The sequence below is a fragment of the Shewanella sp. P1-14-1 genome (genome assembly GCF_001401775.1).
GTDB classification, from domain to species: domain Bacteria; phylum Pseudomonadota; class Gammaproteobacteria; order Enterobacterales; family Shewanellaceae; genus Shewanella; species Shewanella japonica.
Window position 1 is genome coordinate 39,721 of the sequence record NZ_LKTL01000015.1, and the last position, 12,887, is coordinate 52,607.

The window sequence follows — 12,887 nt, forward strand, 5'->3', positions numbered from 1 at the left end:
AAATTCAAACAAGCCACAAAAAAGCCAGCATTAAGCTGGCTTTTTTCTTATTTAAATAAAAACAACCGAGACTTATTAAGCTGTTTTCACTTTCCAGTTAACCGTTTCGCCCGCAAAGAATGGCACGATTGGGTTATCGTTCGGCAAGATGATTTGCTCTGGCACAGTCCAACTTTCTTTCACTAGTGTCACTGTACCAGTGTTACGTGGTAGGCCATAAAAATCTGCGCCGTGTAAGCTGGCAAAGCCTTCTAATTTATCTAGTGCGCCTAAGTCATCAAACACTTGAGCGTATAGCTCTAGTGCACTCCATGCACTGTAACAACCTGCACAGCCACAAGCTGATTCTTTACGGTGCTTTTCATGTGGCGCAGAATCTGTACCGAGGAAAAACTTGCTTGAACCCGTTGCCACTGCAGCTTGCAATGCTTGCTGATGAATATTGCGCTTAAGCACTGGTAAGCAGAAGTTATGTGGGCGCACGCCGCCAACTAATAGGTCGTTACGGTTTAACAATAAATGCTGTGGTGTAATCGTTGCTGCAATGTTGTTTGGTGCATCAGCCACAAACTCAGCCGCATCTTTAGTGGTGATGTGCTCGAATACCACTTTAAGATTTGGCATCGCCGCAACAATGCGCGCCATGTAGCGATCGATAAATACCTTTTCGCGATCGAAAATATCAATGTGCGACTCTGTCACTTCACCGTGAATGAGCAATAACATGCCTTGCTCGGCCATGACTTCAAAAATCGGAAATAACGCATCCAATGCTTTCACTGCTGCATCAGAGTTAGTCGTAGCACCAGCAGGATAAAGCTTTGCAGCAACCACACCTGCCGCTTTAGCATCGATGATGTCTTGAGCTGTGGTGTTATTGGTTAAAAATAACGTCATGAGAGGTTCAAATGAACTACCTTGTGGACGCGCCGCTAAAATGCGCTCACGGTAAGCAGAAACCATTGTCGCATCGGTTACTGGTGGCACTAGATTTGGCATCACAATCGCACGTTTAAATAAGCGAGCAGTCGCCGGAACCGTTTCTTCTAACATGTCTCCATCACGGAAATGTAAGTGCCAATCGTCAGGCGTAGTAATAGTGATTTGCGTCATTTAGGGTTCCTAAAAAGTCGATTGCGGATAATTGGGCGCTATTGTGCCTCAAAAGCGGTTTTCTTAATAGATGCAATCCTTAAACGCTGAGTTTTACAGAGACAAAAAAGCCCCCTTATTTCACTTCCTTATCTAACGAGATCCGCTAATATAGAGTTTATTTTTCAATCATTTTATAACAATAGTCTTAATAATAACGCCACTATGATTGAATTGAATAGTTTGGTTTAAATAGCTTAGATTGGATTGAATAAATTGAGTTGGCTTTTTCAGTACAGGGATGAATAACATGAACAATATATCCGTTTTGGTTAAATCACTAATATGCGGCTTAGGGCTTAACCTGGGCATGTCAGTTACAGCCTACGCCCTACCGTTAGAAAAAATTCAATTGCCTGATGGCTTTAGCATTGAACTCTATGCCGATAATGTTAAAAACGCCCGCCAAATGGCTTTAGGCGACAATGGCACCTTATTTGTGGGCAGTCGCCGCGCTGGTAATGTTTATGCACTTATTGATAGCAATAAAGATAACCGAGCTGACCAGCAAATCACCCTTGCCAAAGACTTGTTCTTACCATCAGGACTTGCCTTCCATGATGGTGACTTATATGTCGCCGAAGTCGATAAAATTTGGCGCTATAACGATATCGAAACCAGTTTACCCATTATCCCAAAGCCAGAACTTGTTTATGATAAATTGCCAAATAAAGCCCATCACGGCTGGAAGAACATCAAATTCGGCCCCGACGGTAAGCTTTATACCCCTATCGGCGCACCTTGTAATGTGTGTGATGATCCCCTGCCATACTCATCAATTTTAGCCCTCGATATAGAAACCAAACAAACCACTACAATTGCCCAAGGCGTGCGTAACAGTGTCGGGTTTGATTTTCACCCCGACACAGGTGAGCTATGGTTTACTGATAATGGCCGCGACATGATGGGTGATGACTTACCTGATGATGAACTAAACCGTGTCAGTAAAGAAGGTCAGCATTTTGGTTTCCCTTACGTTCATAACGCTGACATTAAAGACCCTGAATTTTATGATGCAGAAAAAGCCAAACTCAATACACCGCCTGAACTCAACCTTGGCGCTCATGTGGCCGCATTAGGGATGGAGTTTTATCTTGGAAAGCAGTTCCCTGCTGAATACCAAGGCAGTATTTTTATCGCCCAGCACGGCTCTTGGAACCGCAGTAGTAAAGTAGGCTACCGTGTGATGCAGGTGGTGCTTGATGGTAACAAAGTTAAAGATTACCAGCCGTTTGCCACCGGCTGGCTGCAAGGCGAACAAAGTTGGGGGCGACCTGTTGCCGTGCTTACAATGCCTGATGGTGCATTATTGGTGTCAGATGATGCGGCCGATGCCATTTATCGTATCAGCTATCAACCAGACTAATTATCCAAATACTTGAACCATAACACTGTTATGACTATCGTTGCGCTATAGGGAAATCACTACGATGAAATCGACGTTTCGCCTTGCTATTACAAGCTCGCTGTTACTTGGACATACCGCATTGGCCAGCACCAGTTTTATTGACCCCATTGACGGCTATTTTGATGCTGGCGAATACCTTGCTGAAAATGCTTATGGTTTTCTTCCTGTACCCAGCATCATTACTGAACCTTCAGTTGGCACAGGGCTCTTACTTATGGGCATTTTCCTGCATGAAAGTCCTGAGCAAACCGCCAAGCGTCAGCAAGTAGCCAAAGACTCGGTTGATGGCAGCGCCCAATTGCTAACCCCAGGTATTTCAGCAGCAGGCATTGGCGCGACTGATAATGGCTCAAAGTTCGGCTTTTTAGGCCATAGAGAAGCATGGCAACAAGATCATATTCGCTACCTTATCGGTGGCGGCTACGGTGATGTGAATATGAACTTTTACAGCCAATCAGACTTTGCACAAGACATAGCCTTAGACTTGAATATGCAAGGCTATGGTCTCATGCAAAAACTGCAGTTTAGATTATTCGACAGCCCATTATTTTTAGGTGTCACTCAAAAATACGCCAAAGTGGATTTAGCAAGCAATAAAGAGCTATCGCTACTGCCACCTGAGTTAGTTGACAGGCTCACCGACATACTTGACCCATCGCCAGCAGTTTCATCCCTTGGCGCCGTGTTGCAATACGACAGTCTTAATAACTTTTTTATGCCCACCAAAGGCTATGACTACACCATCGAATACGACTGGTTTAATACCGCAATAGGCAGCGACTATGATTACCAAACGATTAAAGCCACCGGCATTAATTACTGGCCAATGACACAATCCGTCACCCTTGGGGTCAAACTTAATTATCAAACCATCAGCAGCGATACTCGCCTGCCCGTCTTTACCTATCCCTACATTGAAATGCGAGGCATCCCGCGAAACCGCTATCAAGGTGAAGCTGTCTCAACAGGTGAAGTTGAGCTAATGTGGCGAATAACTCCGCGCTGGATGGTACTGTCGTTTGTGGGTAGCGGCCTTGCTGGCGACAGTAATAGTGATATGTGGGACAGCGACGAGCAAACCGCCTATGGCGCTGGTTTTCGTTACACCATCGCCCGTCGATATGGGCTGCATATGGGAATTGATGTAGCAAAAGGCCCTGAAGATACCGCATGGTATATCAATGTCGGTACGGGGTTTTAAAAGGTCGCCTTTTGCACATCGAAACCTAATGATGATTAACGGTATTTATTCATTTCAGTACCCTCTGCTGGAATCAAACGTTTATCGATTTCAATCAGCGTTTGATACTCCTCGGGATAAAACCGTTTAAGTCTTTCAATTCTCGCAAAGTGACTAGGCTCAATAACTTCAACCATTTGGGCAACTTCGTTAATGTAACTGAACAACTTCCCTTCTTTGTAACTTTTATCCAGCACCCTATCAAACAAGTCTCGGCCTAACCGAGTAAAATCTTCAGTAACCTCTAGACCTATTAACATTTTAAATACTTCTTCAGATTTTAACGATACAGCCAATAAGCTGCTTCCTTCATGGTCTTTTAAATTAAAATCGAAACCTCTGTCATAAAGGCCTTTCGCCTGCTCTATCGTCACCGAGTTAAAATAATAAAAATTATTCGGAGGAGTTGAATCCGTTCTAGCATTCCATATATCAATATAAACGTCTGTTTCTTGTAGAGCGTGTAAAAACAGATAGTTAGTTTCATCTTGAGATAAACTATTGGCACTCACGTAATCTGATGCCTCGGAATATTGTTTATTTCTTAATAGATTGATTAATTCGATTTTCTTTCCATTTTCTCGTACACGATTTTGATGATTCCACTTTTGATAAAGCAAAGGATCTATTTGATGTAATTCTTCAGCAATGTGCTTTGAGTTGTTTTTAATTTCAGAAATTAAGTCATGCATTTTTTTAGCAGGTTCGAACCCTTCTTTATTTTTTTCTTTCCTCGTTATGTCTGCACATTGTTCAGACTGCTGGCTAATGACTTGCTTCAATTCACCGTATTCAGCAAACGCTTTACTCAGTTCAATAGGTACATTCATTTCATCTTCAATCGAATCAACTTCTTGAAAGTTTAATTTCGACGTTAGCGTTTTATCTAGATCAGTAAAATCAATATAAAATCGATTAACCCCTGAAGAATAAAACGCCTTACCGTCATCGGAATAATGCCCTTTCAACTTTTGTCCTGATTGGTGTAGATACTCAATCATTTCACTCTGCTTTGGCGTTATTTGCGAATTAGGATCGTCAGGCAAACGACTAAAAGCAAGATTTAAACCTGATGTATTTGCACTATCGTTTGGCGTTACACCTCTAGCAGCAAGTAACTTCAATACTTCAGTATTAAACTGAGCGACTGCAATGTCGGCTATATTTTCATAATGAGCAAAATCACTTTGCTCAAAGGCTGGATAACCACCAATGTTGTCCGACTGTTCGATGATGAGCTTTATATATTCAATTGGAAGTTGACCATTGATAGCCACTGCAAGTTCATGAGCGGTGAAACGATGTTCAGCGATTAAGCCTTGATATTCTTCAGTGGTAAATAACTGAGCATGAGTAACGGAGAGAATGGAAGGTGAAACAACGGAACGGTCATCAAACCTAAGCGGCGACGCTACATAGGTATTAAAGCTCTTATCATTTTCATGTAAACTGATTAAAGCCTCGCGGCTAACACCCTTAATATCTTTGGTATTGATGGGCATATATATACTAGTTGTGTCACCAACTGGCTCTAATGAATTGGCTAATACTGTAAGCTCAGTTTTATTCATTCCCAAATAGCTATCAAACCCTTTCCACTCTGCTACATGCCCGACTTTATTGGTATATTCTATGCTCTCTTTGGCGATTTTTACCTTCGCAAGATGTATCAAGTCCTCATAAGATTTATAAGATGTGGTATACATATACGAATATTGCATTAAATCATCACTGGTTGCTCCGCCTCGTAATTCAATAGCTAAAGCATCAATGAGTATGCGATGAGAATCTCTGATATGTGCACTGAAGTTCCCATAAAACTGTTTACATTGCCTAGGAGTAAGCTCTTTTTCTGTCTCGGTTAGCTTTATATTTACCGCAACATCAACAACTTCAGAACTTGACGAACTAGCAGGATTTTCGGAGCTTTGATTTAGCAATGGTTCAGGAGTAACTCCGTTTTCATGAGAGCGATAAAAATAGTAAGAAGAAACACTTAGAATTATAAATAATACGAGGAACCACTTTTTCATTTAACTTCATCCTTGAAAATAAGCCAGTGCAAAGTATCAATAAAAACTGTTTAGTGACAGTTTTAAATAGATAAATGACTAAATACTTTATGAATCAACTTCCCTTATTCTTAATCTTTGCCATTTAGCCCAAGCTAATATAGGTTACTTATAAACGTACTAATTAGCTCAATTTAAGGACAAATTGATTTGAATTACGACAGTAGATATTCTGAACTAGATTGGCTTAGAGTCATTTTGATTTTTGCAGTTTTTTTACACCATGTTTTGATGCCATTTAACGGTGATGATTGGCATATTATGAATACTGAATCGAGTAAGTTACTCGATGATATTATGCTGTATTTTGAACAATTCAGATTGCCCACTTTATTTTTCATCTCCGGTGCAGGCTGCGTTATTCTATTATCCAAAATTTCCGTTAAACAATTTTTCAAAGATAAATTCACTCGGTTATTTATCCCGTTGTTAGTGGGTTCGCTTTTAATCATTCCTCCCCAAACCTATATTGAAAATATCAACGAGCTTGCTTCTTTTTGGCAAGCATATCCTGCATTAGCTTTGAAATTGGAACTCAATCACCTATGGTTTATCGAATACCTTATTGCCTTTTCAGTCATCTCAATTCCAATCAACGCCATGTTTCAAAGTCGATTAGGGCAAGGTGTTGTATCCATAATAGCTAAAATCAGTCAACTTAAAATCGGGCTACTTTGTTTGGTTGTTATACTTATTTTTATCAAGATATTTTTCTCAATTTACTTCCCAAGTGATGGACACAAAATCGAAAATTTATCTTCTTCCAGCTATTACTTTTTCTTCTTTGTTTCTGGCATGCTATTTATTCGCAGCACCACTATTTGGCAAGCAATACGCAATCAAAGAAGGATTAACTTATTCGCTTTAGTCGTGTTTAGTGCCTTATTTTATGCTTACTATTATTCTCCTGATTTAAGTGAGTATTTGTCATTAAATGTGCGTTGGGGGATATGGTGGCTAGTGTGCTGTTTAGTCGCATGGTCTGCTCTATTGTCCATGCTCGGTTATACACAACATTATTTAACCGTTACTCCTAATTGGCTCAAAGAGAGTAATCAATTAATCTATCCGTTTTACATTCTCCACCAAAGTGTCATTGTCGTGATTGGATATTTTGTTATTTCACTTGAAGCCTCTATCTCAATTAAAATAATCCTACTGTTTACAGCCTCATTCACCTTGACCAGTGCCATCTGTGCTTGGCTGATAAGACCCTTTAATGTCTTCAGAGCCATGTTCGGGTTAAAGTTAATAAAATCGGCAACTTAACACTTATGCTTCAGCAGTAAGTTAACTTAGGCAAAGCTAATTTACTGCTGATAAAGCTAGCCTTATGTAGCTTAACAATGACATAGTTAACTGTCGTAAATTACACCTTGTTGAGTCTACGCCTATGAATGCGACGATTAATACCTCAATGTCAGCTAAAGGCTGGGCAATGCTATTGTTACTATCAATCCTTTGGGGCGGTTCATTCTTCTTAATCGGGGTTGTTGTGAGCGATTTACCTCCTCTAACAATTGTGACTCTTCGAGTTGCAATAGCGGCAATCACGCTGTGGATTTTTGCCTTAGCCATTGGCTTAAAGCCGCCTAAAGATCTCAAGGTTTGGTTAGTGTTTTTAGGAATGGGACTGCTCAATAACGTTATCCCTTTTGCCCTTATCGTGTGGGGACAAACTCAAATAGCCTCGGGGCTTGCATCAATCTTAAATGCTGCCACTCCCATATTTGCTGTAATCGTTGCAGGAGCATTACTGCCAGATGAACGGATCACATCGCTCAAACTTACAGGTGTCACAGTGGGCTTTATTGGTGTAGTCATAATGATAGGCCTACCTGCTTTTAGTGGCGAAGTCAGTTTATTTGCTCAATTAGCCATTATCGCTGCGGCACTGTCTTATGCATTTGCAGGCGTTTATGGCCGCCGTTTTAACGCGTTAAAAATCAATCCTATTATTACCGCTGCAGGTCAAGTGACTGCATCAACATTAGTGTTAATTCCTATCACTTTATTCGTTGAAGGTCCTTTGGATATCAATACTGTCGCCTTTAGTACGTGGGCTGCAATGAGTGCCTTAGCAATACTGTGTACCGCTATCGCTTACATCTTGTATTTTAAAATTTTAGCCACAGCAGGCGCCACTAATGTGTTATTGGTAACCTTATTAGTGCCAGTATCAGCTATTTTACTCGGGTCAGTGTTTTTAAACGAAACCTTAGCCCCAGTTCACTTTATTGGAATGACATTAATTGCAGTAGGGCTATCGGCCATTGACGGTCGACTCTGGCGTAAGCTGCTGACTAACGAAGACAGTAAAACCAACTCAACACAGGAGGGATAAATGCCCCATTGTATCGTCGAATATTCAGCTAATCTTAACGGCCAAGCTTTGGTCGATTTGGTACATCAAGGTGCACTGGCATCTGAGTTATTTCAAGCACAAGGCAGTGACATAAAAGTCAGAGCAATACCCTACTCAGAGTTTAAAACCGGTAGTGTTGATATCAGTTTTATCCATGTAACGATGAGGATTTTATCGGGCAGAAATGATGAGCAAAAAACCATGTTAACTCAGCGAGTGTTAATGCAATTACAAACCTTGATTAAAGTGGATTGCTCTTTGTCAGTAGAAGTGGTCGATATTGACCGAGAAACGTATTCAAAAGTGGTTGTTTAACTCCATTTTTGTCAGTGTCTCTAAGGAGTTGGTAAATGACTCATGTAGAAATTAAGTATTCAGATAACCTCACTTTCAACACACAAGATATCTTTGATGATATAGAAGGTATCATTAATCAAAAAGGCGCCAGTGCTGGCGTTTGTAAATCAAGAGCTTACCCTTGTTCTGAATATAAGCATCCCCATATTCTAGTTACCGTATCCTTGCTTACTAAACCGCACCGAGATGAACAATTTACCTTGGAATTGAGTGCTGAGATTGAGTCAGCGATTAAAAGTCATCTGCAACAGAGCCTGTATTTTTCTTTAAATATTGAATACAGCAATGCGTATTACACGACGAATGTTCATCAAGTTGATGGTATTGCCTTAGATTGCTAAGTAAACTTAATGACCAAACTTGGTTTTGAGTAACGTCATGACTTATTACAGAGTCCTACTTACTTTAGGCTCTAGCCCTTTTTTAAGAATACAACTGTATTCACAGTTACTAACACCATTGACTAACGCAACTAAAAAATATTTTAGCTAATAAAATCAAACATTAATTAATTCGCATTTATGTTTTTTACTACCTATAAATTCATTGTTCACATATTGTATTACTTCCTTTTAAAACGAAAAACGCAGAAAGACATTTCGAATATCATCGCTTAGCTGTTAACATAATGGCATCAATCAAGAAAAGGGAATTATCTAAGGCTTCGCTCAGTGAGGTCTTTTAAATGGATTTATAATGAAAAAACTACTCACTTTATTGTTAGTGTTATTGCCGTTTGCCACTCAAGCTGACTTTGATACTAAAGACACCATCTACGTTGACTTACTCACCAGCAAAAACCTACAAGAAGTAAAATTAGGTGCAAAAGCTTTGCACCACAGCTTGCCTGAAAATGTTCAGCTATGGGATTTAGCAGCCTTTACACTTTGGTCAATGAACCAAAATGGCGATAAAGAAGATGATGAATTTGACGACACAATATCATGGTTAGCAAAAGCTATTGGTGAAAGCCAAAACCCAAGGTATCGGACACTGTTAACCGAACAAAATAGCAATGAAGCGTCACGAAAGGTGAAGAAGTATTTCAAAAGTGCAATTAGAAACTTAACCAAAGAAGACCGTCCTCAGTTTAGAGCTCAAGAATTTAATCTTGAAGCAATTAACGTTATTAACGCCACCACGACCCCAACCTTAAAAAAGTTTGATCAAATAGCACAAGGAGACAGCTTAGATTCTGTAATAGAGAAACTAGGTAAACCGGATGGTGTAGGGCAGTATATTCGCAGCTACAGAAGGCCCTTCATTGGTCGCCAAACCTTTCAAAACTTACGTTTATCATACATCAACCTTGGCTCCATGGAGTTAAAGTACGAAAAAACCCATTGGATCGTTGATTTAAAGTCTAAACAAACTAGCGTTGATATTTCAGACATTGCGCCAGAATACCGAGACTTGTTATCTCGCCTTGTAAGCAACGATGTCACCCAAATTCGCACCGCTGCACGAGAGGCAATTAAGCTTCCATTAACGGATACAGCAACGTTGGATCATGTTGCCCAATACATATGGGATAACCAGCAAACAGAGGATTCAGATTTTGCTGACTCACTCGCTTGGCTTTGTAAAGTATTAAGCAAGAGTCAAAATGGTCGCTACAAAGAAATGCTTAGTACACTGGCTCAAAAACCTTTGCACAGTAAAATTACTCGCTACGCTGCAAACACTGCGAAAGTATTAAATGGTACGCAACCTTTTTTTACGCCAAAGGTAACGATAAAAGAGTCTAAAAGCAGCTCGACAACTAACCTATAGGTAGTCGCTTACTCTTCACTTTAAACAGAAATGGGTGAGCCATGCTGTCAGCTAGCAATGCTGGCTTTACCCGGTTTGAATATGCAGTTTTAATCAGAAATCATATAAATGGTCAATAAAAATCAACAGGACACACTTGCTTTTACCTCTATTGCTGAAGCCACTCGTTACTTTACAAATCAGCAAAATGCCTTGAAACTGGAAGAGATAATTAACTCTAACAATCTAAACTTAAGTGATTTTCGCCTTGATGCTCAAAAGAGATTAGACAAGCTGGAACAGCTATTAGCGCAATACAAACACTATTACGCTCAAGTTATCACAGGTTCTAGCAAAGAAATGTTAAGCATCATTTCTGAGCTAGATAAAGTCAGTTTTCAAACAGCGTTAGACTCAAGCGCTACCACTCTGAATCAAAAAATATTTGAACAAGGGTTATTCTTTAAAGCCAGAGAGTCTTGGATTTACAATACAAGAACAATGCTGAATATCCTTGAAAATAATCAGCAACACTTCACCTATGACGGTGACACTTTCGAATGCGATAACGATGAGTTACTAACCCAATTTAATACCTGTGTCGCAGCAATGGATAAAGCGGCCGATTTTGAAGCTGAATTTTTAAAAAATAAAAGAAACAGTGTATTAAATGGTCTTAAAAAAGTCTGGGCACTGATTAAGGCTTAAAAAGCCTCACTCTATCCTGCCTCGCAAAGACATAGTTAGAATTCGTTTAAAATATGCTGGTTAATGTCCGTAACAGCAAAAACTTTACTTCAGTGTTTAAATCGAATTCGAAACCATAGCCTCAATGTATTTTATTGGTATGGCATAAATGACATTAGGGCCTCGAGTATTGATTACAAAGTAGGTATAAACGACTGACTAGCAAACTCAACACAGGAGGGATAAATGCCACACGTAGAAATTAAGTTTTCAGATAACCTCACTTTCGACACACAAGATATTTTTGATGATATAGAAGGCATCATTAATCAAAAAGATGCCAGTGCTGGCGTTTGTAAATCAAGAGCTTACCCTTGTTCTGAATATAAACATACCCATATTCTTATTACCATATCCTTGCTCACTAAACCTCACCGAGATGAGCAATTTACCTTGGAATTAAGCGCAGAGCTTGAACTGGCGATTAAGCGCCACCTAAAACAAAGTTTGTATTTTTCGTTAAATATTGAATATAGCAGTGCGTATTACACCACGAATGTTCATCAAGTTGATGGTTTAGTTTGTTAACACTTATAAGGTGCGCTCAAACGGCTAGCTAAAACCAGCTTTCAGCCGGCTTTAGTTTAAAGCACTAATTCATTAGCTTTTTTATAAGATCTAATCTAGATTTAGGTTGGATTTTATTTTCCCGCTAGATAATAAGTAGTAGTACATATATTCAAATATTAATGGGAATATTAATAGGATAAACGGCACTAAAGCGATGATAACAATGCTAACAACATCCACCGACGCTCCTAACATCGTCAGTAATACTGGTAGTGCGATCAGACATAAAAAAAAGACTAAGTAGACACAAATAATCCCAGCAAGCGTGCCGTAACTCGATCTAATTCTTTCGGAGCAGTTACTGCATTTTACGTTCGCAGGGTTAAAGCTTTTCAACATATCTAAAAACCTAAACTTGGTTTTACAGCTTTTACAACTAGACATTTTTTCTCGATATTATCGGTAAGGCTACAGATAGAAAAATTATGAAGTACGAATTTATAAGGCCTCAGAATACTTCCAAGTCAGTTTAACGAGTACATTTTCCATAAAATTCCCTAAACGAAACAAGACAAGTTAATGAGTAATCACCTATATTCCATGCTGATATTTACTTACCAGAACAGTTTTATTCCACTAAAAATGGAACAAGGTACTAAACACATTGAGACTTCCACTCGAACTATCTTGATGAAATAAGGGCGTGAATAAACGCACCCTTTATTTAACAGCTGAATTTAAAGGTTATTCAGCAAAGTAATAATCATACTCTTCAACCAAAGCTTTAAGCTCTGCATTGTTTTCCATATCACTGAGAAAGGTATCAGTGGTTGAAATGGCCCAGGTTAATGCTTCACCATCTAAACCATAAAAACCTTTATCGGAATGAATATTAATAGCCTCTGTAAAATTTTCGCGATACTCGGCAGATGCAATCACTTCATTTTGTACTTTGATTTCATAATTCAATACAAAGTCGTTATTGGTCACAACAGGTAAAATACCTAAAGAACCACCAGCTAAAATAGCCGATGTAAATCCTGCAGCAGAACCACCGGCAGTGTTTTCCATTCGGTAAGTGACAAGTAAGCGGATAGGAGTACCAATATTATCTTTATCTAATTCAGCCAGTAATGAGCTGTTTTTTAACTTGTCATAAAATTCTTCAGAATCAACCAAACTTACATACTGCAATGCGGGTAACTTGATTTCTTCAGCTTGAAGTTGCGATATAGATCCAAGCAAAGTAAAAACAACAACAATAACCTTCTTCATGATGAATCC

At 39.4% G+C, this 12,887-nt stretch carries 12 protein-coding genes; 9 read left to right on the plus strand and 3 right to left on the minus strand.

From position 1 onward, the window contains the following. Positions 1-75 precede the first annotated feature (75 nt). Positions 76-1,113, minus strand: coding sequence for a dihydroorotase (gene pyrC / locus AN944_RS12160; protein WP_055024895.1), 1,038 nt, complete (start codon positions 1,111-1,113; stop codon positions 76-78). Between the two features lie 349 nt (positions 1,114-1,462). On the opposite strand from pyrC, the gene AN944_RS12165 reads away from it, so the two are divergent. Both AN944_RS12165 and AN944_RS12170 read left to right on the plus strand, forming a co-directional pair. Continuing rightward, positions 1,463-2,518, plus strand: a complete 1,056-nt coding sequence (locus AN944_RS12165; protein ID WP_235530897.1) for a sorbosone dehydrogenase family protein — start codon at positions 1,463-1,465, stop codon at positions 2,516-2,518. A gap of 64 nt (positions 2,519-2,582) precedes the next feature. Further along, positions 2,583-3,761 (plus strand): BamA/TamA family outer membrane protein, encoded by a 1,179-nt coding sequence (locus AN944_RS12170; RefSeq protein WP_055024897.1) that lies wholly within the window; start codon positions 2,583-2,585, stop codon positions 3,759-3,761. A gap of 35 nt (positions 3,762-3,796) precedes the next feature. Here AN944_RS12170 and AN944_RS12175 read toward each other — a convergent pair whose 3' ends face one another. Then, positions 3,797-5,833 (minus strand): hypothetical protein, encoded by a 2,037-nt coding sequence (locus AN944_RS12175; protein ID WP_055024898.1) that lies wholly within the window; start codon positions 5,831-5,833, stop codon positions 3,797-3,799. A gap of 189 nt (positions 5,834-6,022) precedes the next feature. On the opposite strand from AN944_RS12175, the gene AN944_RS12180 reads away from it, so the two are divergent. The 7 genes from AN944_RS12180 to AN944_RS12210 all read left to right on the plus strand — a co-directional run bounded on the left by AN944_RS12180 (position 6,023) and on the right by AN944_RS12210 (position 11,621). After that, positions 6,023-7,141, plus strand: a complete 1,119-nt coding sequence (locus AN944_RS12180; protein ID WP_235530894.1) for an acyltransferase family protein — start codon at positions 6,023-6,025, stop codon at positions 7,139-7,141. A 124-nt stretch (positions 7,142-7,265) separates the two neighbouring features. Further along, on the plus strand, positions 7,266-8,216 hold the full coding sequence (locus AN944_RS12185) for a DMT family transporter (protein ID WP_055024900.1): 951 nt from the start codon (positions 7,266-7,268) through the stop codon (positions 8,214-8,216). Next, a complete protein-coding gene (locus AN944_RS12190; RefSeq protein ID WP_055024901.1) occupies positions 8,217-8,552 on the plus strand; it encodes a 5-carboxymethyl-2-hydroxymuconate Delta-isomerase in 336 nt (111 codons plus the stop codon). A gap of 35 nt (positions 8,553-8,587) precedes the next feature. Next, positions 8,588-8,935, plus strand: a complete 348-nt coding sequence (locus AN944_RS12195; protein WP_055024902.1) for a hypothetical protein — start codon at positions 8,588-8,590, stop codon at positions 8,933-8,935. 355 nt (positions 8,936-9,290) lie between these two features. Beyond that, on the plus strand, positions 9,291-10,367 hold the full coding sequence (locus AN944_RS12200) for a hypothetical protein (protein ID WP_055024903.1): 1,077 nt from the start codon (positions 9,291-9,293) through the stop codon (positions 10,365-10,367). Positions 10,368-10,475: 108 nt separating this feature from the next. Continuing rightward, positions 10,476-11,054 (plus strand): hypothetical protein, encoded by a 579-nt coding sequence (locus AN944_RS12205; RefSeq protein ID WP_055024904.1) that lies wholly within the window; start codon positions 10,476-10,478, stop codon positions 11,052-11,054. A 225-nt stretch (positions 11,055-11,279) separates the two neighbouring features. Beyond that, positions 11,280-11,621 carry a hypothetical protein gene (locus AN944_RS12210; RefSeq protein ID WP_055024905.1) on the plus strand — a complete coding sequence of 114 codons (342 nt, stop codon included), beginning with the start codon at positions 11,280-11,282 and terminating at the stop codon, positions 11,619-11,621. Between the two features lie 726 nt (positions 11,622-12,347). Here the strand turns inward: AN944_RS12210 and AN944_RS12215 are convergent. After that, complete coding sequence (locus AN944_RS12215; protein ID WP_055024906.1) at positions 12,348-12,878, minus strand: hypothetical protein; 531 nt, start codon at positions 12,876-12,878, stop codon at positions 12,348-12,350. Between the last annotated feature and the right edge of the window lie 9 nt (positions 12,879-12,887).

What these genes read in the sequence shown, in the direction of transcription:
- pyrC (WP_055024895.1), bottom strand. Translation starts at nt 1,113, where the DNA reads ATGACGCAAATCACTATTACTACGCCTGACGATTGGCACTTACATTTC.
- AN944_RS12165 (WP_235530897.1), top strand. Translation starts at nt 1,463, where the DNA reads ATGTCAGTTACAGCCTACGCCCTACCGTTAGAAAAAATTCAATTGCCT.
- AN944_RS12170 (WP_055024897.1), top strand. Translation starts at nt 2,583, where the DNA reads ATGAAATCGACGTTTCGCCTTGCTATTACAAGCTCGCTGTTACTTGGA.
- AN944_RS12175 (WP_055024898.1), bottom strand. Translation starts at nt 5,833, where the DNA reads ATGAAAAAGTGGTTCCTCGTATTATTTATAATTCTAAGTGTTTCTTCT.
- AN944_RS12185 (WP_055024900.1), top strand. Translation starts at nt 7,266, where the DNA reads ATGAATGCGACGATTAATACCTCAATGTCAGCTAAAGGCTGGGCAATG.
- AN944_RS12190 (WP_055024901.1), top strand. Translation starts at nt 8,217, where the DNA reads ATGCCCCATTGTATCGTCGAATATTCAGCTAATCTTAACGGCCAAGCT.
- AN944_RS12195 (WP_055024902.1), top strand. Translation starts at nt 8,588, where the DNA reads ATGACTCATGTAGAAATTAAGTATTCAGATAACCTCACTTTCAACACA.
- AN944_RS12200 (WP_055024903.1), top strand. Translation starts at nt 9,291, where the DNA reads ATGAAAAAACTACTCACTTTATTGTTAGTGTTATTGCCGTTTGCCACT.
- AN944_RS12205 (WP_055024904.1), top strand. Translation starts at nt 10,476, where the DNA reads ATGGTCAATAAAAATCAACAGGACACACTTGCTTTTACCTCTATTGCT.
- AN944_RS12210 (WP_055024905.1), top strand. Translation starts at nt 11,280, where the DNA reads ATGCCACACGTAGAAATTAAGTTTTCAGATAACCTCACTTTCGACACA.
- AN944_RS12215 (WP_055024906.1), bottom strand. Translation starts at nt 12,878, where the DNA reads ATGAAGAAGGTTATTGTTGTTGTTTTTACTTTGCTTGGATCTATATCG.